Genomic DNA, 21,723 nt, shown 5'->3' with positions numbered 1-21,723 from the left:
CGCAATACTCGGTGGCTGCAAAATGTTATCTACGCTATACTGGCCGCAATAACCGAACGAACGTTCAGACTGTAATAAGGAGTCTTCACCCCATGACAATCAACGCACCAGCGCAAACTGTCCTGTCGTCGTATGCACAGGGAAAGTGGCAAGCTCCTGACGCTCCAGAAAATATCGCCCAAGTACTCGATGCGAATACCGGGGAACTGATTACCCAGGTTTCCTCCGACGGCATCGACACAGCCGGCATGGTGGACTATGCCCGCACAGTTGGCCAGCGTTCGCTCGGCGAGTTGACCACCCACGAGCGCGCGCTCAAACTCAAAGAGCTGGCACAGTACCTGAACGGCCGCAAGGAGGAACTCTACAAAGTCTCCTTCCGCACCGGTGCAACCCAGCGCGACCACTACATCGATACCGACGGCGGAATTTCCACACTGTTTGTGTTCTCGTCCAAGGGTCGCCGCGAAATGCCCAACAGCAACGTCATCATCGACGGCAAAACCGAGGTCCTATCGCGCGATGGCTCATTCTTGGGCACCCACATCTACCAGCGCATCCCCGGCGTTGCCGTACAGATCAACGCGTTCAACTTCCCGGTCTGGGGTTTCTTAGAGAAATTCTCCCCATCGTTTATTGCCGGGGTCCCCACCATTGTGAAACCAGCGACGTCGACCGGGTACGTTACCGAGGCCGTGGTGCGTATGATGCTGGAATCGGGCATTCTGCCGGAGGGTTCCCTGCAGCTGCTGTCGGGTTCGGCGCGTGATCTGCTGGATCATCTGGACTACCGCGACCATGTGGCCTTCACCGGTTCCCTGTCCACCGCCAACACCTTGCGCAGTCACGACAGCGTCCTGAACGGCGGAGTGCGTTTCACCGCAGAAGCCGACTCCCTGAACGCCGCAATCCTGGGCCCGGATGCCACCGAAGGCACCGAAGAATTCGACGCATTCGTCAAGGCTGTATTCGTTGAGATGACCACCAAGACCGGGCAGAAATGTACCGCGATCCGCCGCGTCATCGTCCCAGAGTCCATCAAGGAACCCTTCATCACCGCGCTATCCACACGCCTGACCGATAAGGTCTCCGTGGGCGCCTCGGATGCCGAGGGCTCCACCATGGGCCCACTGGCCTCCAAGGAACAGCAGCAAGACGTTGCCAAAGCCACACGTCAATTGATCGACGCCGGCGGCAAACTTCGCCTGGGTGGTCCAGATCAGATCGACCAATACGATGCTTCTGGCGCATTCTTCCCGGCCACGATCTTGGAATTCGACGACGCCGATACCCACGCCGTCCACAATGTTGAGGCCTTCGGCCCGGTCACCTCGGTCATCGGCTACGACGGCACCCCGGCGGAAGCAGTGCGCCTAGCCGCACTGGGTGGCGGTTCCCTGGTGGCAACCGTAGCTTCTGACGACGAGGCCTACGTTGCCGAAACCACCCTGGGCATCTCGGCTCACCACGGCCGACTGCACGTGCTGAACCGTGACACCGCCAAGACCTCAACCGGCCATGGTTCACCCATGCCGCACCTGGTCCACGGTGGTCCGGGCCGCGCAGGTGGTGGCGAAGAGCTCGGTGGCGTGCGCGCCGTCAAACATTACATGCAGCGCTCCTCGCTGCAGGGGTCCCCCGATATGCTCACCGCCATCACCGGTGTGTGGCACCAGGGCGCCAAAGCTAATACTGTGACCCGTCAGATGGTCGACGACGGCGCCGGCGAACACCCATTCCGCAAGTCGCTAGAAACCCTGCGCATCGGCGATCAGTTCGCCTCCGAACTGCGCACCGTGACCCTAGACGACATTCTAGATTTCGCCGAAGAAACCGGCGACAAATTCTATGCGCACACTGACGAAGAAGCCGCCATGGCCAACCCGTTCTTCCCGCGTCGTGTCGCACACGGTTACCTATTGGTCTCCTGGGCCGCCGGACTGTTTGTTGACGCCGCACCAGGGCCGGTCCTGGCGAACTACGGCCTGGAGAACCTGTCGTTCATCACCCCGGTTACCTACGACGACGCCATTCGCGTCACTCTGACCGCAAAACAGATCACTCCTCGCGTAACCGACGAATACGGTGAGGTCCGCTGGGATGCTGTACTGCATAATCAGAACGACGAGATCGTGGCAACCTACGACGTCCTGACCCTGGTCACTAAGACCTGGCCGGAGCAGTACGCGAAGTAACTACGCTTCCATCTCACACCTTCCACTCGGGGCCGGGATGATTCCACACGGAGTCATCCCGGCCCCGGACCTTTAAGCTGCGAAAATATCAGTGCCCAGCTCACGTAGCTGGGCCTCTTCGATGTTACCTGTTCGGACGCACCCGGTTTTGACGCAGTGGACTTAGCGTCCAAGGCTCGTCTCAACTGGTACTTCGAATCGGTAGAACACTGGTGCTCCATGACTCAAACCGATAAAGACGGGTCTACCCCCGGTGTCCATCCTCGGTTCCACACTTCGCTCGTCACTTCTGTTTCCAGCTCGCCGTGTCGTTTACCTCGCTGGTAGAGCGCCAGAATGCGATCCGCTTCGATTTGATTCGTTGCTTCAATTTCTATCGCGATATTTTGCATAGTCCAATACTAGGCAACCGGCATATCGCCGTGTACGTCGCAGCGTGTTCCGTCGTTGCAAAGTGTAGGGAGAGCGCGTGACTGCGCAAAGTACTATCGTGAGAACAAGAGTGACTGAGGAGCTCCGGGACAGTTTGGGCAAGTCAGCTTACCCCGAGTCAGAGACTCCGGCGGATAGGAGAGTTGTGATCAGCAACCCACAGGTGCAATGGAGCACAGCAGTGCACGAAGCCGACTGGATTGCCGCCCGTTTGGCACCGTTTGACCAGGGCACAGTACGTTCCGTCATCCCGGAGGGCTTTGAAGCTTATACTCGACTGCTCCACCCCGTTCAAAAAGGTGAAGATCCCGTCAGATGGTCACAGGTCGCCGCGTGGAGTCAGACGCCCGTTACCAACGACGTACAGTTCCATGACATCGCACTGCCACCCCACCGCCCAGCAGCTCCGGTTCCATGGGATAGTTCTGGGCCGGCCGAAGGCACACTGGATGCCTCGGAAGCTGCGCACTTGGTGTCCGTCCTCCGGAATCACACCACGACTCCCGAACATTGTTGGTTCGCACTGTGGAATGGGTACGGCTGGGACGGCGCCGCCCGCTTCGAACTCATCGGCGAAGGGGAACCAGCACACCAGTTGGAGCCACCCATTGACCCGGTGCCCTCCGAAGTGCGCGATGGACCCCTGGTCGAGCTGCCGGAACGCACCTACCTGCTCTTCACCGGCCCAGTCGAGGCTGCGTTGTCCTTTATTCAGGAGTATCAGCAGACGCCAAATCTGTGGTGGCCGGCAGACCGCAGCTGGTGTGTCGCTTCCGAAATAGACCTTGCCTGGACCTATCTGTCGGGGTCGGCTTCACTCGTGGACCAGGTGCTCGCTGATCCTGCGCTTGAAGCGCTGCCTGCTAAGCCCCAGGATCGGGCGACCCTTCGTTTCACCGGTTGGCTAGATGACGCCGTGAAAGCAGCAGCCACCGAGCTTTTAGAACTCGGCCACACTCAGATTCGCACCGCGCATCGGACGCTGCATGCATCCTTGCAGCGTCCGAGACTATGGCGAAACGGCCAGCTAGGTATCACTTCACACACCGACGGGGGCAGCAGTACAGCTGGTAGCCAGGTCCTTTTCTGGAAGTCGGGCAGGGCAACTCATCAGGAGCTGTGGCGGAATCTCTCGCTAGCTGTCGCTGAGCTTGCGACCCTCTAACCGCGTGCATGCGGTACGAGCGTAGGCACGACGAACTATTCCTCGGCGGTCAGTACCAGCGGCGGGGTGGAGGTAGCAATGAATTGCGTGAAGTATTGTCTGGCCAGCCGAGCAAACTCAGCCGCCCGCGGGTGTGGTGTCTGTTGACTCCAGGCCAGCAAGACTTCTACGGCGGGTGCGTCATCAATGGGCAGGTAGTTGACGTCGCTGCTGCGATGGCTATGAAGCGTGGCTGCAGCGGTAATACCAACGGCCTCCCCCATGGCGATATGGGTCAACCATTCCTCGGTATTGGCCACAGTCACCGTTCGTGGAGCCGGATCGACAAAGGACCACAACTGGGTTGTAACGGTGGGAGCCGTGGCACACATCGCCACGACGTCGTGACTAAAATCTGCCAGTTGCACGGTTGCGTACTGTGCGCGCGGATCATTGGCGGGGATAACTGCAACCAGTTCTTCGGTGAACAGTGTCTGGGTAGTTATACCGTCCAGTAGCGTATCGGTCGGTGGTGACCGTCGGATCAGGGCCACATCAATATCGCCATTGAGCAGTGCTTGCAGCGGATCATCAGGCCGAGACATGTACACACTGTGACCATGGTGATCTTTCCACTGCGTCAACAGTGGCACCGTATGTTTGCCGAAGCCAGCCCAGGCCCATCCGAGCCGCAAGGGCGTATCAGCCGGTGATCCAAGCGCCTGGATTGCCGCATCCAATTGCTGCAGCATTGTCTGTGCGGTTTCGGCAAATTGTGCCCCGGCAGCCGTGAGGCCCATATGCCTGGTAGTGCGTTGCACCAACTGTGCGCCGGTGAGCTCTTCGAGCTGTGCAATCGTGCGCGACAAGGTGGGTTGCGTGGTGCCCAGCATAGCTGCTGCAGTCGTGTAGGTGTCCGCCTGACTCAGCGCTACCAGCGCTCGAAGGTGCCGAATTTCTACAGTCATACGCCCAGTGTATAACAGGATATTCAGTGACGTATTTCACTTAGTGCTTGGAATAAGTTTCACTAAGGAGCATGAAGATATTAAGTATTGGAGCACATGGAACAGCTGGCCGCGCGATTACCGAGCATTTGGCATCGCGAGGCCACGATATGATCACCGTCGGAAGAACACGCGGCGATATCCAAGCCGATGTTTCCGACCTCAACCAGCTGCAAGACATGTGGCAGCAAGCTGGCACCGTAGACGCTGTGGTCTATGCAGCCGGGGAGGTCCGCTACGCCGAATTCCAGGCCTTAAGCTCCGCGGATTTTGAGTCCGCTTGGCAGCAAAAGGCACTGGCACAAATCAACCTGGTGCGCACCGGGCTTGACCACATCGCACCGAGGGGATCATTTACTTTGATGAGTGGCATCCCATCACGCGACCCAGTGGTTTCAGGTGTCGCCGCAGCCACCGTCAATGGCGCCGTCGATGCGTTCGTCAGAGCAGCAGCCATTGAGATGGCACCGATTCGGATCAACGCGGTCAGTCCATCGGTCTTTACCGAAAGCTTGGATACCTTCGGAGATTTCTTCCCAGGGTTTATTCCGGTAGATCTGGCCGATGTGGCTCGCGGTTTCCAAAAAAGTGTCGAAGGCGCCGCCACGGGACAAACCATTCTGCCATGAACCACATCTCGAAGCCTGCGATCGCTGCCTATATCGCGCTAGGAGTGGTGTGGGGTACGGCCTTCATGTTCATGCAGATGGCCGAACCTTACATCACCGCCGGGCAAACGACCTTGGTGCGCCTGGTTTTCGGCATCATTCCGGTGCTGATCTTCGGCCTGGTCACCAAGGCCATCCGCGCCGAACATGTACGCTATCTCCACCATTTCGCGGTTCAAGGTGTTCTTGCTGCTGGGTTCTACTATTACGCGTATGCAGCAGGCACCTACCGTTTGGAAAGTTCAGTCGCCGGGGTATTATCGGGATCGATTCCGATCTTTGCCTCTATCGCTGCTCTACTGGTCTTTCGCACGGAACGCTTCACAGCACGAAAGCTCACCGGTGTAGTAGTGGGTGCCGCCGGTGTGGTCATGTTAGCCCAACCCTGGTCAGCCACCGAGATTGATTTAACTGGTGTGCTGTGGATGCTGCTGGGTTCGGCAAGCCTGGGACTGTCCTTTGGCTATGCTCGCCGGTTTATCACCCCATTGGGTATACCGGCTGCGGCAACGGCCACCTATCAAATGGTCCTGGCTGCAGCAGGACTGGCAATATTCATTGACCTTGAGGGGATTACCGCGATTGCCGAACATCCGGGTGTACTGCTCAGTGTTGGCCTTGGCCTTGGCATGTTGGGGACCGGCTTTGCCTTCGTGTTCTATTATGTAGCTGTCAACGGCCTTGGCTCGCTCACCGCGTCTACGGCAACCTACATTGCACCCGTTGTCGCGCTGGTCATCGGTGTCGGGCTGCTCAGTGAACCCATCACTCCCATCACAATCATTGCCACGGTATTGATCCTGGCCGGTGCCGTGGTATTACAGCTACCCGACAGGAAGCCGGCTGAATTAGCCGCCAGATGAACTGTCACCGGCCGAGAAATCGCCCGATAGTCAGCCACCGTGATATGTGGCTGTCCCGCGAGCATTACTTCACCAAAACGCGCAGGTATCTGCGCGAGACCATCCAAGAGCGTCCCTGGCCGAGCAGCCAGTTGAAGGATCACGCTGCTAGTGCGCATTCATTTGATTGGAGTGGTCTTTTGTCCAGAGCCCGGCTCGGTTACCTATCGCTGTAACCCTGCTCAAATTCCTGCCATCAGTCACTGCCGTTGCCAACCGAACTGCAAAAGTAGTTAGCGGGAGTTAATAGTGACAAGGGGCCTGAATTTTACAGCACTCATCTCTCGACTTAGTCGGCGTGCAGAAAGATACACCGGCTCAGGTGCTTTCTTCCAAGGTGATGGCGAGCTATGCGTATTGTTTCTGTCGGTGTGACTCGCATCTTTCGTCGCGACTTTTCGCAATTTTATGCGGTCGTGTCGTTTGCTGAGCTGGTGAGGTTCTGTGCTGCTCGGTTTGCGTGCTTAAAGCCGACAAGAAGCAGCCACAGGTATGCAACATAGCTGAGGCATACTGTAACGCCCCAGAGTGCAGTGCCTGGGTTGGTTTCGGTAAAGGGTAAAACACCTAAGGAAACCAATGACCCAACGAGTAGCAAAACAGATCCCTGCTTTACTTTCGGACAAGCAGCTCTATGTCCGGCATTCCATGCGGCATCGGATTTCATCGTCGTAGAGGAACGCATACCTACCGCCGCGTTTCTCCCGAGACGCTGCATACGCGTGGGGTTGGCTTGCCACAGCGTATAGATCGAGACGCCTACAGATAAGGCGGTCACCAAGAATGCGATGGCCAGCACCTCCTCCACTAGTTCAGTTTGGGTTCTTCACAGGTGCTGATGCATTTCGGGATTGTTGTCGTCGGGCAAAAATCCATCGGGCAGCCCCGGCTGCTGTGCTGCCCGTCAGTAGCGCAAAGAATGTTCGCCACGAGTCGCTGGGCCAGCCGAAAAAGATCAGTACGACGACGGTCAGCACGCTGGTAACGCAGAATACAGCAGTGGGCACTGATATAGACAGGGCCATGCTTCGCCAATCATCGGCGCGGATTAACTCAGCGAAGAAACCCATAGACCAATTTCCTACACACTTACCTGCTCGGGGCATTAACTACGATACCTGCTTGTGGCTGACGCGGATCACATGTGACTGTTAACTTCGTTTGGCGGTTTTTCGCAGGTTCGATTGGCGGTGTCCGATGCCGATAACCAAAGTGGAGCGGGCGGCTCGTCGACGTCGTCGGTGATGGTGTTCAGTTCGTTGATTTTCATGAGGCGTTCCATTTGGGTGAACAGCCGGTCCACGAGCCGGAAGTTGCCATGGGTGATCCGGGCAATCGCGGTCAGGGCTTGGGCGTCGGTGAAGTCCTCGGGGCCGAGTTTGCGCCATCGGCGTTCTAGGACAAAGCGCAGTTCTCGACTGCAAAACCCCTAAAACGCTGACACGAGTTTGCAGACGACCTCTGAAAATGACAGGGGTCGCGTCCCCCTATGACTCTGCCATCATCGACTCGCTTGTTATGTGATGGCAGCTCTACAGGACTGTGGTTTGTCGAAGACAGCCTCGGGTGGGAGCGAGCAGACAGCATGGAGCTGGACGTGCCGGAGGGTGTGTCTGTGTTCGAGATCGAAGATGCTGCAGACTGGGCAGCACTGTACGCGCGGTTTCTCCTGGATGTCACCGCGCAAAAGCGCCACGATTAGTATCGCACGACCGGACGGACAGGCCGTTGGGTGCAGGTCGCAGAGCATTATGATGCAGTTCATCTTCAGGTGAGCGCATACCTGGCCGCAGCATGTGTCGCGATTTCCGTCAATGACAGGCCCCAGCTTCTGCCAGCGTGATCGTCGGCTGGGACCGATGAGACCTATTGGTTCTCCTCGGATATCGCCTACGACCAGAAGTCCACCCGATGGATGTTGGAAGACGAGGGTACCGACATGATGCGAAAACCAGACTTGACTGACACTCAACAGCTCGGCGCTCACGATCTGTGAAGCACCCTCAGGTTTCGCGCTCACCTTGAGGTGAGACACCCCGGGCTCCTGAAACTCCCGTTACATTCCTATTTTGAACCACACGACACTCATTAATCACGGGTACTGATGCTCTGATCTCTTGTCATACCTGCAATATTCTTTGCTGCGTTATGGATAAAACATAGCGTGAACAAGAGTGCTGCCAACAGCACGTGGAGCAACGTTCCTGTAGCCGGAATCAGACCGACACCGATACTGCCGTCTTCACTGATAAGCACCATGACCTCGCCGAGCACTGTCGCGAGGGACGCAGCGAATACCACCATCAGCGCGATGCGCCTGAGCCACGTCATCGTCACGACTGTAGTCAAGACCCAGACACTCACGAAGAGCGCCGTGATGGAAAGACTGATCACGCAGATGCTCAATACCGGCGGCAGCGTGTTAGCAAATAATCCCAGGAAGTCCCAAGCCAGGACAGACACACTGAAGTTTAACAAACTAGCCAGGCCCAGGTAGAGCACACTTCGACGGCGGATGCTCATAATCTATTTTCCGTTCCATCGTGACGTAGTGTAAGCTACCGCTGCATAATAACCCCCGCTTGCAGCGAAGCACGACGCTTTACTTCCTGCCTGCTTGAGCGTATAGAAACCATTGCGACAATTCTGTTGAAGATTCGCTCTGAACTGCAAGTCACCCTGACGCCGCTGGGTCTTCTTCGTCGAGAGTGAGATCTTTTTCTTGGCGATGTTAGCAATCATCATATCGTGGCGTGCACATGGTCCGCGGAAATCAGCGATTCCTCGTGTCGTCCCCCAGTAGTTCACTGCTGGCGAGGTGCAATAATCGTGTCGAGCCTTGGGTTTACAGGTATTGGGGCAGTAGCGATAATTACTCGGAATAGTCACCTTACGGGGCCGACTAGTCGATGCTGGCACGACAGTAATACTTGCTTTAGGCAGAGTCTGAACAGGGGTGCCCGGGATGATGTAGGCGACTGCACTGACCGCTGGTTGAGCCTCGGGAAGCTGGAGGGCATCTTTATCCTCGGTATAACTCTTGGCTTCGGCTTCTTCGTTGAGCTGGAGTTCTTCTGCATCCAGCTCCTCCTGAGACAGGCCCGGCCCTTGGTCCTCTGAAATCATCCAGGCCAATGTTTCTTCTGCAGTATCCAGCAGTTCGGGTGACTGTGATTCAGCGAGGTAGATTGTAAAGACCAAGGGAAAAGCGAGGTCGCCATTGATCGGGGAGGTGAGAAATATTTCCTCGAGATCAGCGCTGATCTCGACGGGAATAAACTCCCCATTGCTGTCGATCACTGTGGAAGACAAATCAACTGGCCCAGTCGAGCATGCCAAAGACGCTTCCTTTATGGACGGACTACAGTCATTCGGGACGGGGAAGACGGCAGTGGCTTCATCAACAAGGCCGTTCTCGCCCGGCAAGGGCCCCTCAAGTATGCGTGGTTCGTACACCGTCAACATTGGCAGTTCCGGATCAGCATCGAGTACTTCGATGATTTCACCGACCTCTGCAGCTTCGATGTCAGGATCAACTCCGTCATTCTCAAGCAAAATCTCTTCGGTAGCCTCTGGGCGTGACTCTTCTGATGAATCGACTACTGCACCTTGTAGCGTCTGCACCCCCATCGGTTGCAAAGCCGAATATCAAAACCGCAGTGGTGATGGCCAGTAAGCTTGCAGGAAGTGAGCTCATAGTTCTTTACTCTTTTCAATATGAAGGAAGAGGATAAATGATGACTATTGTGCATCTCTGGGAAATAATATGCTTGTATTCGGTTTTTGTATAGTTCGAATCGTTCTGTATTTCGTTCTGCCCGTATTTGAGAGGATGGCAGTCGTTTAAGATCTGACTATTTGGCGGTATTTCGCAGCGTCCTTTACGGTTTCAAATGCCGAGGACCAGTGTTGATCGTGCCGCGTCCACGACGACGTGGCGGTAGATGGTCCGTCGCCACATCGAGGATGAGGAACCGTTCACCCATATCGTCAAAGACACAAGCACCTCCTTGCACGGGGCGGCTCACTTGGTGCTCTTCGGGGTTTACGGGATCACCGTGTTCTAGTAGCACCCCGGTGGATCACTGTGTGACTGTTAACTTCGTTTGGCGGTGTCCCCCGCGATTTTGTACGAATACTGCGCACCATTTGGATGAGAGATGTTCGATGTATACCTGAGAAATCGGTAGGCGGCGGTGTGCTATTCAGGTCTGGTTGCGGTTCAAGGTGTTGTACACCGTTTGGCGAGAGACCTGGAACTGTCGAGCGATCTCGGTTTTACTCGTGCCTTGTTCCAGCAAGATATGAATCTGTTCCAGATCGGTTTCGTTTAGCTTGGGCTGTTGGGTGTATTTGCCCTTGGCTTTGGCGAGGGCGATGCTTTCGACTTGTCGTTCTTTGATTTTGGCGCGTTCCAAGTCCGCGATGACCGCCAGGAATTGCAAGAGCAGTTGCTGGGTGGGTTGGGTGTCGTCGCGCGAAATAGTGAAGCCTTCGGAGAGCAGTTTGACGGTGGCACCTTTGCGCGTCAGCTCGTCCAGAATTCGGTACAGATCTAAGGTGTCGTGGCCTAAGCGATCCATCGACGGCACCATCACCACATCCCCATGGCGCACATATTGTATGACGTTGTGGAGCCCCGCTCGGGCTTCGCGCGACTTCCCGCTACCAGTGTCCTGAAAAATCTTCTGACACGTCCTCAGCTGCTCAAGCTGTGGTGCTGGATCTTGATCCACTGTGTTTATTCGAAGATAGCCGACGATTTGTCCAACCACTTTCACAGCCTTCCTAGAGAAGATGTCAATGTACGATACGCCAGTTGGTGACCGATCCTTTCGTTTGGCGCTGTTCGCAAGTTTCGATGGTGGTGTCAGATGCCGATGACCAGGGTGGAGCGGGCGGCCTCGACGACGTCGTCGGTGATGGTGTGCAGTTCGTTGATTTTCATGATGCGTTCCATCTGGGTGAACAACCGGTCTACAAGCCGGAAGTTACCGTGAGTGATCCGGGCAATAGCGGCCAGGGCTTGGGCGTCGGTGAAATCGTCGGGGTCGAGGCTGTGGCCAAGTTTGCGCCATCGCCGTGTGAGGACAAAGCGCAGTTCGTCCTCGGCTAGCGGGCGGTATTCGTGGGCGAAGCCTACCCGGCTGTAGAGCTGCGGGTAGCGGCTGAATTGTTTTTCGATCCCGGGCATACCGATCAGGATCAGGCCCATGTTGGTGCGATCGTGTTGGTCGCGCAGATATTCCAACGCGTTGGGGCTGAGACGTTCGGATTCATCCACGATGAGCAGTTCAATGTTTTTGAGTCGCATTCCGGGTGGTCCGGTGAGCTTGCCCAGGGTCTCGAAATGCTGATCAATACAAATCGAGACCCGGGCGGTCAGCTCGGCGAGGTCTTGTTGGAATTGTCTGGGAGTTGTGAGCACGCCGGGGGTGAAAAACACGGTGCGTTTTCTAGCCAGTGCGGCATAGACCTGGAAATCTGAGCCCTCGCGTGGGCCCCATTCTTCCAGCAGGGTTTGGGCTTTGTGCCAGTTAGCATAGCGCTTGGCAGATAGGGTCTTGCCAACACCGGCTTGGCCGTAGCAGATGCCAATAGTGTGGTGCCTGCGCACGGCATCGGCGAACTCGACGAATCGACGGTGCTCTTTGGTCGCTACAAATCGTTGCTGGGCCACTAGTCATCCTCAAAGTAGGTGCGCAGTTTTGGTTTCTTGGGCGGTTTGGCAACAGGTTTCGCCAGGGTTGCGGCAGCAAGGCTGCGTTGGTCGGCCACCACGGCAATGCGCTGGTTGATTTGACCGCGCAGTTCGCGTCGGCGTGCAGCCCGGGCTGTTTGAATCTCTTTGAGACTCACCGTGGCGGCCGCATGGCCAGGATCAACGGCTTTGCACAGGAACTGGTCATTGTAAAAGACCCAGATCTCGGAGATATCCCGCGGGTCATAGCGAATCACCACGGGTTCTTTCACATAGGCTGCCAGCAGCGGGGAGACGTAGCGCAATCCCTGGAAGTGAATCCCATCGCGGCGCACAATGCGGTGTTTGGCCACGCGAAGCAAAAGTAAATTCAGCTCGTCGACTGACTCGGGCAGACGCGGAAGCCATCCGTCCCCGAGCCACGCCTGCTGCGGAGTTTCGCCAAGCTCTGGGTGTGGGCGGTCATGGTAGTTATCAGCGATGAAGTCCCCGATGGCGACATCCAGGTCAGCCAGCGTCAGGACCGGGTCTGGTTGACGCTGCCCATCGGTGAGATACCCCGGAAGCTCGGCGAGCAATTCGGTGTTGAGGGTGCCGAAGAAGCGTTCGATTTTGCCTCGGCCTTGTGGTCTGGCGATCGTGGAGTAGATGATTTCGAAATGCAGATCCCGGGCGGTTTGGGCTAGACGCCCACTGGTAAAGTCCGGGCCGTGATCCACATAGAGCACCTCAGGGATCCCACACATCGGCCAGTTAGGGTGGTATTTTGGCCAGATGCCCTGGCGCAGGGCTAGCGCTGTGTTTAGTGCGGACGGCGCGCCAAGAAACACCATGTACCCGCAGACTGCCCGGGAGTGGTCATCCAAGATCACAGTCAACCAGGGCCGGACGGGCTGGAAATTCGTATCCAGGATGACAATGTCGAGTTGGGTGTGGTCGGCCTGCCAGGTGGCGTTGGGACGTTCGGCTCGGTGTCGCCATACCAGCTCAAACTGATCCCGATAAGCCACCGGCCCGTGGTGGGCGAGCATGACCATCCCCGGATCCAGTGCCCGAATAATAGACCGAACCGTGGTGTATGACACTGCTGGCCAGCCCTGCTGGGCGGCTTTCATCTGGGCTGTGCGAGCAATAGCGGCGATGGACCGTCGTGGCTTACTCAAAGCCAGACCCTCGATCAATCGTTGGAGCTCTGGGTGGGTGCGACGGCCACGCTTCATCGGCTCTGCCGGGGCCAGCCCGGCCAAGCCGTTCCGCCGGTAGGCGGCGTGCCACCGTTGCACAGTGCGTAAGGAAACCCCGGCGTCTTTGGCGATCTGAGTTAAGGGTTGGCCATCTTCAACATGGCGACGAATCACATCCCAGCGTGTGGCAGCAGTGTTCGTGCGTGCAGCGGCACCATCCGAATCAAGTGGATGTGTGCCCCCGGCCATGACTACACCGTCTTAGTGGACCCGCGGCGCGACGAGGGGGCAGCCTCCGGGTCACGACGTAACGCCCGATATATCGTGGTCCGGCTCACCCCTAAGACCTCGCCAATTTGGGCGACCGTCATATCTTGTTGGGCATACAGCTTCCGAGCCGTCGATAATTTATCAGCAGTCAACAATGGCGGCCGACCCCCAGTGCGACCCCGTGCCCGCGCCGCCGCCAGTCCGGCATTGGTACGTTCACGGATCAGGTCGCGTTCAAACTCCGCTAGCGAGGCAAAAATATGGAACACCAATCGACCGCCAGGCGAGGAGGTGTCAATATTTTCTTGCAGCGACCGAAACTCAATCCCCCGCTCTTGGAGCTCGGTGAATTGATCAATGAGATGTCGTATCGAACGACCCAGCCGATCCAGTCGCCACACCACTAGAGTGTCGCCGGGGCGTAACTGATCCATGAGCTTGTCGAGTTCGGGACGGCTCTGTAGCGAGCCGGACGCGGTGTCAGTGAAAATCCGATAACACCCGGCAGCGGTTAACGCATCAAGTTGTAAGCGTGCATCTTGGTCTCCAGTGGAGACTCGGGCGTAGCTGTCATTTTCAGAAGTCGACTGCACTTCGATGCCAGTCGTGGCGCGGGTTGTGCAGCTAGCTTCTGAAAGGTAATTGTCAGGAGGCCCCTGCACAGCCTGTCATTAGGTTCAATAGTCGCCTTCACGAAAACATCGGTCAAGCGCGCTGTCATTGTGACAGTCGTCGATTCTCAGCCGGGGGTCTCTCGCTGCAAGATTTTGTGCGTCTGGCTCTCTTCTTACAGGAGGTGGAGCATGTGTTTAAAGCTCGTCTTTCTTATCTGAAACGTGTACCGCAATACACCAGGCTACGAGGCACGTGACCAACGCAAATACGAGATATCCGGGAGTTATGTGTGACAACGTTAGGGAAATCACCAGTGGGAGCCCAGCTAATAGTGCCGTGTCTATGCCGTGGGTTAGGTATCGGATAACCGTGGTAAATAGTCGACCGGCTTGGAGTGTTTGCAGAACTGAGCCCCATTCCACAGGTGGTCGTGTCGAGGTTCGAACTGTGCTGGCCGCAAGGGCGGTTGCGGAGAATACAGCAACAATTACAGTAAGCAACCAGGAGATAGGGTTTTCTGGTCCGTGGACTGCCCATCCGGACACGACTCCTACGATGAGCCCCCAGGGCAGTAGGAAGGCGGTTGGTGCAATAGTGTGGGTTATCCAGGCTCTCTGGTGCCCTAACGGCAGCAGTCTCTGTAACCCGGGTTGGTCAGCAATTTGATCAGTAGCACTGGTTAAGCCACGCATGGCAATGACCGTGCTCAAAGATATCGTGAAAGTCAGAAGTGTGACACTTTGTCCAACTTCGCTGAGGATTACGAATACTACGACAACTATGCTTGTGAGCGTTGCTCGTCGTGCTGTTGGGTCACGCAACAAAACCCAAAAACCTGCCATGGCCCACACGTGTGCCGGATGCCGTGGACCTCCACCGCGACGTTTGGGTGTCAGTCTTTTTGTCGGATGGTCCTTGCGTCCAAGAACCGCTGTATTAACGTGGCGAGATTCCAGCAGCGTCAGCACCCCGCTCAGATGAGCACTAGATTCACCGGCGCGTATGAGGTCGGCATGCGGTATCCTCTCAATGCGAGTTAAAGTTCGCCAGGTGACGAGTCCGGCGATAACGGTGAGCACCGCTGGGATCGTAACCGATACGACCCCGCCCTGTTGAACCAATGAAAATATTCCAACCGGGGATACAAACCATAACGGTAGTAAGCCCGGGGGCAACGTGGCGCTAGCCGAAATGATGGCTTCAACAGCTAGCACAGCCAGTACCACACCAGGAATCAGCGACCACAGCTTCCGCAGTTTCAGATGCCAGCCCCACGTCTGGGCTAGAGCACTTATCGCGAACACCAATAAGACGAGCAGACCGCTGCTCAGTGCCGCAGATAGCACACCACCGAAGCCTCCGGCAAGCTGTTGCTGGGAGGCCTCAAGAGCACCCCAGGCGATGAATAGCCAACCGACAAACCCCAAGAATGTTGCAGTGACAAGCTGCCAGATCAGCCGTCGACGCAGATATGGTCCGGTGCTCACGGGAAGAGTCAACCACCAGGTGGCCTGAGCTTTATCTACGGCTACGGGGCCTAGGACCGTTGCGAACCGACCAAGCCACGAAGCCCCGACCAGACTGAAACCGGCTAACAAGCTTTCAGTCTGGATGATCGCCAAGCTGCTACGGATAGCTGGCGCTTCCACCTCAACAACGCTGCTTCCTAAGAAGTTCACGATCCCCGTGACAAAAGCCCCCAGTATAGCCATGTAGAGCAACGCGATGTAGAGATCATTGATCCGTTCCCAGCGTCTTCCAACCATCTTGTTTCGGCCAGCTTGGGCCACGTGTTGATCTGGGCGATACGGCTCTGGCACCGAGGAAGGCGTCCATCCGTTCATACGTTGGTGATCTTCTTGTAAGACTGATTTCAGTCGTTCGCGCGAGCTGGGTTTCCTGTCATACTGTGTTCGCTCCGGTCGACTGGCTGAGCCTAGTGGTTTTTGGTGATCCACTGGGCTCCTTCCTGCGGGGTAACCTCCCGGACTAATCCGTCGGCAATCACAAGGCACCGGCTTGCACTAGCCAGTAGTACATCCGCATCGTGTGTAGCAATCAGGGCGGCAGCGCCTGGTCCTCCACGTAGCTTGCCCAAACGCGTACCAAGGATCTGACGCATCCCAGTGTCGAGCCGTTGCTCGGGCTCATCTAAGACCAGCAGTTGAAAGGGTCGAATAAACGCAGCTGCCAGCAGGAGCCTTCTGCGTTGACCAGAAGACAAGTGGCGTGGTAAAGAATCAGCAGCATCGAACAGGTCAAAAAATGAGAGTTCAGCATCCACACTGGAACCGACGTTTTTCACACCATGACCAGCAGCCACCATGGTCAGATGTTCCTGAACCGTCAGGCTAGAAAAGAACGCGTCTGCATCAGTCACAGTGCTCAGCAGCCGCCGGAACGCTACAGCCTCAGGATTCGGGACCAAGGTGTTGATGCGAATCTCTCCGCTAACCGAACGTTGGTCACCTACGATTGTACGCAATAGGGTAGATTTCCCTGCGGCGTTATTGCCCACGACCGCTACAACCTCACAAGAACCCATCGCGAAATCAAACGGTCCACAGACAACAGAATCGTTGTATCCACAGGCTAAACCGTGGGCATTCAACGTAACGGTACCGACGGCACATCCCCTTCTTCTACATATCGGTTAGGCACAATAACCCTACCTTTCTATTGACCAAAACTGAGTCACGCCACCTTGGTAGCCGTACGATAGAAAAATTGTCACACTACGCCCCCTAGTTCCCGAGTTTTTGGCAGGGTGTGCTGTCGGCTTCTGAAGTGTGGTTGTTCAGTCGTCTTGTGCGCTAGCGTCGCTTTAATGCAAGGGTCTTGTTTTCAAAGCAAGGAGGCAGGGATGAACGATAAACCAGGCCGCGTTGTTTCGACGGGGCATCTGACGATGTCTGAGACAGAGTGGGAACAAGCGTTTTTGCGAGCAGAGGTGATTGGCAAGCTTGCGGAGCGCAGCCCAGTGGGAGTGATTGCTGCCGATAGAGCTGCAGTGGAGCTGGGAATTTCTCGTCGACAGGTGTACGTGTTGTTGGAGCGTTACCGACAGGGAACAGGCTTGGTCACTGATCTTGTCAGACGACGATCTGACGGGGGCAAGGATGGCAGCCGGTTGTCGGAGTCGGTGGAACAGGTGATTGGCGAGCTGGTGCGCAAGTGGTATTTAACCCACCAGAAGCGAACGGTGGCCAGTTTGCATCGCGAAATCGTACGGGACTGTACAGCGCGGGGGTTGTCAGCGCCAGCACGCAATACGGTAGCGGCCCGGATCGCCCAGATGGACCCGGTGGAGGTCGGGCGACGACGCGAAGGTGCTGACAGTGTGCGACCGTTGCAGTCTGCCGGTGGTGACGTCCCGGTGGTCGGATCAATCTTGGAACAAGTCCAGATCGATCATACGGTGATTGATCTTGTCATAGTCGACGAGCATGAACGCCAGCCGATTGGCCGACCATATCTGACGGTGGCCATTGATGTGTGTAGCCGGTGCATTCTCGGCATGGTCGTCACACTGGAGGCCCCGTCTGCGGTGTCGGTGGGACTGTGTCTGGCGCATGCGGCCATTGATAAGCGGCCATGGTTGGAACAACTGGGGGTAGAAGCCGATTGGCCTATGAGCGGCAAACCTAAAACACTGTTTGTCGACAATGCTGCCGAGTTCAAAAGTGAAGCACTCACCCGTGGCTGTCAACAGCACGGCATTGAACTGTACTACCGACCGCTGGGCCGACCACATTATGGTGGGATCGTCGAACGTATCATCGGCACAGCGATGCAACAAATCCACGAACTGCCCGGCACAACGTTTTCGAATCCGGCCGAACGGGGACAATACGACTCGGAGCAGATGGCCGCGCTGACATTGGGCGAACTGGAACAGTGGCTGACCCTGGCAGTGGCCACCTATCATGGCACGGTCCACAGCACCCTGGAACAAACCCCTGCCGGTCGATGGGCCGAAGACGTTGCTGCCACTGGTGCTCCGATGATCACCACGAACCCGACAGCGTTTTTGGTGGACTTTCTGCCCGTGCTCCGGCGGAAACTGAACCGGACCGGGTTCGTGATCGATCATGTGTGGTATTTCGCTAATGTGCTGAAACCCTGGATTGCCCGTCGTCAGCATTTGGACCGGTTTATCATCCGGCGGGACCCGCGTGACATTAGCAGGATCTGGGTCCTGGACCCTGAGGGTGTGGAATACGTGGAGGTCCCGTACCGGACGCTGTCCAATCCTGCGGTCAGTGTGTGGGAGCACCGCCAAGCACTGGCCCGACTGCGAGAACGCGGGGCTGAACAAGTCGATGAAGCCGAATTGTTTCGCATGATTAACCAGATGCAGCATATCGCGGAGACCGCGGAGAAAACGACCAAGCGTACCCGTCGTGAGGCCGAACGCCGTAGACACGCCAAGGCTGCACCGACGAAGGGAACGGACCCACCAATGCTGCAACCACCTGTTACCCCGGAGAGTACGGAGGCGGCGAGACAACCAGCAATTCGGTTTGAGGAGATTGAACAATGGTGAATGCCGGTGACTACGAGACGTTGGACTTGTCGCATCTTCATCCCAGTGCCCACCCCGTAGCACGATTATCGGTAGATGAGCGGGTTCAGCAGATTCGGGCGGATCGTTGGATCGGTTACCCCAAGGCGGTCGAGGCCGTGGCCCGGTTGGAGACCTTGTTGGGGTGGCCGAAAAAACAACGAATGCCGAACCTGTTGTTGGTTGGGCCGACAAATAATGGGAAATCGATGATCATCGAACGCTTCTGTCGCGATCACCAGCCGATTACCGAACCGGACCGAGAGCACATCCCGGTGGTGTCGGTACAGATGCCCTCGGAACCTTCTCCTTTGCGGTTTTATACCGCGATCCTAGCCGCACTGGGGGCGCCAATGCGTCCCCGGCCTCGGGTGATCGAGCTAGAACAACTGGCCTTGTCGTTGTTGCGAGAGGTCGGTGCCCGGATGTTGATCATTGATGAGTTGCACAATGTGCTGGCCGGACGCAACGATGTACGTCGAGAATTTCTGAACCTGCTGCGGTTTTTAGGCAATGAGCTGCGCATCCCGCTGGTCGGGGTCGGCACCCGAGAAGCCTACCTGGCGGTTCGATCTGATGACCAGTTAGAGAACCGGTTCGAGCCCTTTGTGTTGCCATTATGGGAAGTAAACGATGCCACACGGTCACTGCTGGCCAGTTTCGCCGCAGCGTTTCCACTACATCAACCATCGGTGATCGATACTGACGATATGGCCCGCTACCTGCTGGCGCGCAGTGAAGGCACCATCGGTGAGCTAGCACGACTACTGACCGCAGCTGCGGTGGCTGCTGTGGAAAGCGGTATCGAGGCCATCGACCACCGGACGCTGACCATGGCTGACTACACCGGCCCGACCGAACGCCGACGGTTGTTCGAACGCGAGCTACTGTGACCCATCGGTGGCCACTGCATCCTGCAGCCACACCGGGTGAAGCGCTGTCTTCGTGGCTGATTCGGATCGCTGCCCGGTACGGGATCAGCATCGAGGTACTGGCCCTCGATATCGGCTACAGTCTTGATCGCGAAATGGACTTGGACCTGGCTCCACCGGCGGGGTTTGTCGAGCGGCTGGCCACACGGACCGGGGTCCACGTCGACACGATTCGAGCCATGAGCCTCGATGGTTTCGTCCCCTGGCTGTTAGATGGCCTTGAGCCTGACCCGGAAGCGTTCACCACTTATACCCGGCAGTTGTCCATCTTGCTGCCCGGCGGTCAACGCGCTAACCGAGAGGTGGGTCCATGGCGGCCATGGATACCGGCGAAGCCGCACCCGCAACAGCGAACCTGTCCGACTTGCATGGTGGAGTCTTCACCGCCGTATTTGTATCAATTGATGTGGTCGCTACCGCTAATGCTCACCTGTCCTGTTCACCGGTGCCTGTTGGAAACCCACGAAGGAACGCGCTGGTACCACTTTAAGTGGCAGAACCAATCCCTTGCGCCACGCCCCGCAAACCCGGCGATCAGAGCCATGGATGCGCGCACGTGGCAGGCGCTCACCGCCGGGCACGTAGATTTACCCCGCCGCCGCGTCCATGCCGGTATGTGGTTTCGGCTGTTACGAACCCTGCTCGACGAGCTCGGTGCGACTTTGACCGAGTCTGGTGCCGCTCATCGACTCACCCGCCAAGTGTGGGACCGAATCGGCCAGCCGGTCAGAGGCGGACAAGTCAGCTGGTATCCCTACGAGAAGCTCTCCTTAGCAGTCCAGCAGCGCATGCTTGAAGCGGCAGCGACAGCCATCCAGATGCTTGAGCATGAGATGCTGACCGGTCGAGGAAATCAGGCACCATTGTTTCTGCCCGAGCCAGACCGCTCGGTTGACCCCGGTTGCCCAGCACAAAAAGCTGCTGCGCCGAACCCCTGGAAAAAACTTGATGACATGCTCAAGGAGTCCATCGACGAAGCCAAACACGACGCAGACGCCGCGCAACAGCTGTTCAACATCCTGACAATGTATCGCCGCGACGATGAGACCGTGGTGCACCGCGTTCGCACCGATCTGGAAAAACTTGGCATCCCAGCAGAATTTTTGTCACATTAGCTGCCGACGACCCTGTTTGCATGACGTAGAATACGTAACGGGTTAAGTGACAGTTTTCGCTGAGCATGCACTGTGCTGTCGGATTGTCACATAAACGATCGAATACATGACAGGAGAAACCCAAGGTGCTGATCGGGTACGCGCGAGTCTCCAAGGCCGACGGGTCCCAAACCACGGACCTACAACGGGACGCACTGCTTGCTGCCGGTGTTGATCCGGAGCAGATTTACGAAGATCAGGCGTCGGGCAAGCAAGATGATCGGCCACAGCTGGCAGCCTGTCTGAAAGCTGTGAGGACTGGGGACACACTGATCGTGTGGAAGCTGGACCGGCTCGGGCGGGATTTGCGGCATCTGGTCAATGTTGTCCATGACTTGACCGACCGTGGAGTGGGCCTGAAGGTGCTCACCGGCCAAGGGGCGGCCATTGACACCACAACCGCTTCCGGCAAACTGGTGTTCGGGATCTTCGCTGCGTTGGCTGAGTTTGAACGCGAACTGATTTCTGAACGCACCAAGGCCGGACTCGCGTCAGCGCGAGCACGCGGTCGCAAAGGCGGGCGACCCTACAAAATGACCCCAGCCAAACTCCGGCTCGCCATGGCCTCCATGGGCCAGCCTGGCACCAAGGTCGGTGAGTTATGCAAAGAACTTGGCATCACTCGCCAAACCCTCTACCGTCACGTATCCCCGACAGGAGAACTCCGCGAAGCCGGGCGCAAGCTCCTGGCCGCCAAGTAGTGTGACTGTTAACTTCATTTGGCGGTTTTTTGCAGGTTCGTTTGGCGGTCTTCGTCGTGTCGCTTGCCGGTCCGAGAGAATGGGAATGACTGGCCTGAAGCATGTTAGCCACTCAGGATATTCCGTGGTGTGGCCGTTGCTTACAGTCCGAAGGCTCCGCCGCTGACGAGGATGACGATACCTAGGCCGATGAGGACGGCCGGAAAGAGAATATGTTCCCACCGTTCCAGGGCTTCTGCAATGGGTTTTCTGGA

At 56.9% G+C, this 21,723-nt stretch carries 21 protein-coding genes and 1 pseudogene; 9 read left to right on the top strand and 13 right to left on the bottom strand.

Going from position 1 to position 21,723, the window contains the following annotated elements:
• The first annotated feature begins 92 nt into the window (after positions 1-92).
• Positions 93-2,195 (top strand): phenylacetic acid degradation bifunctional protein PaaZ, encoded by a 2,103-nt coding sequence (gene paaZ / locus A6F49_RS02180; RefSeq protein WP_043056120.1) that lies wholly within the window; start codon positions 93-95, stop codon positions 2,193-2,195.
• Between the two features lie 224 nt (positions 2,196-2,419).
• Here paaZ and A6F49_RS17965 read toward each other — a convergent pair whose 3' ends face one another.
• Positions 2,420-2,587, bottom strand: coding sequence for a hypothetical protein (locus tag A6F49_RS17965; protein WP_161485759.1), 168 nt, complete (start codon positions 2,585-2,587; stop codon positions 2,420-2,422).
• 185 nt (positions 2,588-2,772) lie between these two features.
• Between A6F49_RS17965 and A6F49_RS02175 the strand changes: the two genes are divergently transcribed.
• Entirely contained in the window at positions 2,773-3,792 is a 1,020-nt protein-coding gene (locus A6F49_RS02175; RefSeq protein WP_052500039.1) for a hypothetical protein, read from the top strand.
• 35 nt (positions 3,793-3,827) lie between these two features.
• On the opposite strand, the gene A6F49_RS02170 is transcribed toward A6F49_RS02175, so the two are convergent.
• Positions 3,828-4,739, bottom strand: coding sequence for a LysR family transcriptional regulator (locus A6F49_RS02170; RefSeq protein WP_043056119.1), 912 nt, complete (start codon positions 4,737-4,739; stop codon positions 3,828-3,830).
• Between the two features lie 71 nt (positions 4,740-4,810).
• Here A6F49_RS02170 and A6F49_RS02165 point away from each other — a divergent pair, with 71 nt between their 5' ends.
• Positions 4,811-5,407 carry a short chain dehydrogenase gene (locus A6F49_RS02165; RefSeq protein ID WP_043056118.1) on the top strand — a complete coding sequence of 199 codons (597 nt, stop codon included), beginning with the start codon at positions 4,811-4,813 and terminating at the stop codon, positions 5,405-5,407.
• The gene (locus A6F49_RS02160) at positions 5,404-6,309 is read left to right on the top strand and encodes a DMT family transporter (RefSeq protein ID WP_043056117.1); all 906 of its coding nucleotides are present in this window, start codon (positions 5,404-5,406) and stop codon (positions 6,307-6,309) included. The genes A6F49_RS02165 and A6F49_RS02160 overlap by 4 nt, the downstream gene beginning before the upstream one ends.
• Positions 6,310-6,754: 445 nt before the next feature.
• On the opposite strand, the gene A6F49_RS17195 is transcribed toward A6F49_RS02160, so the two are convergent.
• Both A6F49_RS17195 and A6F49_RS18950 read right to left on the bottom strand, forming a co-directional pair.
• A complete protein-coding gene (locus A6F49_RS17195; RefSeq protein WP_043056116.1) occupies positions 6,755-7,156 on the bottom strand; it encodes an SdpI family protein in 402 nt (133 codons plus the stop codon).
• 330 nt (positions 7,157-7,486) lie between these two features.
• Positions 7,487-7,618, bottom strand: coding sequence for a hypothetical protein (locus A6F49_RS18950; RefSeq protein ID WP_268751161.1), 132 nt, complete (start codon positions 7,616-7,618; stop codon positions 7,487-7,489).
• 219 nt (positions 7,619-7,837) lie between these two features.
• Between A6F49_RS18950 and A6F49_RS17620 the strand changes: the two genes are divergently transcribed.
• Positions 7,838-8,050, top strand: coding sequence for a hypothetical protein (locus tag A6F49_RS17620; protein WP_052500038.1), 213 nt, complete (start codon positions 7,838-7,840; stop codon positions 8,048-8,050).
• A gap of 386 nt (positions 8,051-8,436) precedes the next feature.
• Here A6F49_RS17620 and A6F49_RS02150 read toward each other — a convergent pair whose 3' ends face one another.
• The 8 genes from A6F49_RS02150 to A6F49_RS02115 all read right to left on the bottom strand — a co-directional run bounded on the left by A6F49_RS02150 (position 8,437) and on the right by A6F49_RS02115 (position 16,729).
• Positions 8,437-8,871, bottom strand: a complete 435-nt coding sequence (locus tag A6F49_RS02150; protein WP_043056114.1) for a hypothetical protein — start codon at positions 8,869-8,871, stop codon at positions 8,437-8,439.
• A 3-nt stretch (positions 8,872-8,874) separates the two neighbouring features.
• Positions 8,875-9,978 carry a hypothetical protein gene (locus A6F49_RS02145; protein WP_043056113.1) on the bottom strand — a complete coding sequence of 368 codons (1,104 nt, stop codon included), beginning with the start codon at positions 9,976-9,978 and terminating at the stop codon, positions 8,875-8,877.
• A 575-nt stretch (positions 9,979-10,553) separates the two neighbouring features.
• Entirely contained in the window at positions 10,554-11,123 is a 570-nt protein-coding gene (locus A6F49_RS02140) for a recombinase family protein (RefSeq protein WP_043056165.1), read from the bottom strand.
• A 95-nt stretch (positions 11,124-11,218) separates the two neighbouring features.
• A complete protein-coding gene (locus tag A6F49_RS02135; RefSeq protein WP_043056112.1) occupies positions 11,219-12,028 on the bottom strand; it encodes an AAA family ATPase in 810 nt (269 codons plus the stop codon).
• Positions 12,028-13,482, bottom strand: coding sequence for a Mu transposase C-terminal domain-containing protein (locus A6F49_RS02130; protein ID WP_082911531.1), 1,455 nt, complete (start codon positions 13,480-13,482; stop codon positions 12,028-12,030). The genes A6F49_RS02135 and A6F49_RS02130 overlap by 1 nt, the downstream gene beginning before the upstream one ends.
• A gap of 2 nt (positions 13,483-13,484) precedes the next feature.
• The gene (locus tag A6F49_RS02125) at positions 13,485-14,096 is read right to left on the bottom strand and encodes a recombinase family protein (protein ID WP_043056163.1); all 612 of its coding nucleotides are present in this window, start codon (positions 14,094-14,096) and stop codon (positions 13,485-13,487) included.
• Between the two features lie 216 nt (positions 14,097-14,312).
• Positions 14,313-16,076 (bottom strand): DUF6297 family protein, encoded by a 1,764-nt coding sequence (locus A6F49_RS02120; protein ID WP_043056111.1) that lies wholly within the window; start codon positions 16,074-16,076, stop codon positions 14,313-14,315.
• A complete protein-coding gene (locus A6F49_RS02115; RefSeq protein WP_407643824.1) occupies positions 16,055-16,729 on the bottom strand; it encodes an ABC transporter ATP-binding protein in 675 nt (224 codons plus the stop codon). The genes A6F49_RS02120 and A6F49_RS02115 overlap by 22 nt, the downstream gene beginning before the upstream one ends.
• Before the next feature lie 252 nt (positions 16,730-16,981).
• Here A6F49_RS02115 and A6F49_RS02110 point away from each other — a divergent pair, with 252 nt between their 5' ends.
• The 4 genes from A6F49_RS02110 to A6F49_RS02095 all read left to right on the top strand — a co-directional run bounded on the left by A6F49_RS02110 (position 16,982) and on the right by A6F49_RS02095 (position 21,469).
• Positions 16,982-18,664 carry a Mu transposase C-terminal domain-containing protein gene (locus tag A6F49_RS02110; RefSeq protein ID WP_043056109.1) on the top strand — a complete coding sequence of 561 codons (1,683 nt, stop codon included), beginning with the start codon at positions 16,982-16,984 and terminating at the stop codon, positions 18,662-18,664.
• A complete protein-coding gene (locus A6F49_RS02105) occupies positions 18,658-19,575 on the top strand; it encodes a TniB family NTP-binding protein (RefSeq protein WP_043056108.1) in 918 nt (305 codons plus the stop codon). The genes A6F49_RS02110 and A6F49_RS02105 overlap by 7 nt, the downstream gene beginning before the upstream one ends.
• Entirely contained in the window at positions 19,572-20,729 is a 1,158-nt protein-coding gene (locus A6F49_RS02100) for a TniQ family protein (RefSeq protein WP_043056107.1), read from the top strand. The genes A6F49_RS02105 and A6F49_RS02100 overlap by 4 nt, the downstream gene beginning before the upstream one ends.
• Positions 20,730-20,854: 125 nt before the next feature.
• Complete coding sequence (locus A6F49_RS02095; RefSeq protein WP_043056106.1) at positions 20,855-21,469, top strand: recombinase family protein; 615 nt, start codon at positions 20,855-20,857, stop codon at positions 21,467-21,469.
• A gap of 140 nt (positions 21,470-21,609) precedes the next feature.
• Here A6F49_RS02095 and A6F49_RS02090 read toward each other — a convergent pair.
• Positions 21,610-21,723, bottom strand: a pseudogene (locus A6F49_RS02090) (cadmium resistance transporter); the annotation flags it as partial.

Source organism: Enteractinococcus helveticum (genome assembly GCF_001657475.1).
GTDB lineage: Bacteria > Actinomycetota > Actinomycetes > Actinomycetales > Micrococcaceae > Yaniella > Yaniella helvetica.
Note: the sequence above shows the minus strand (reverse complement) of the source record. Positions and strands in the feature narration are given on the sequence as shown.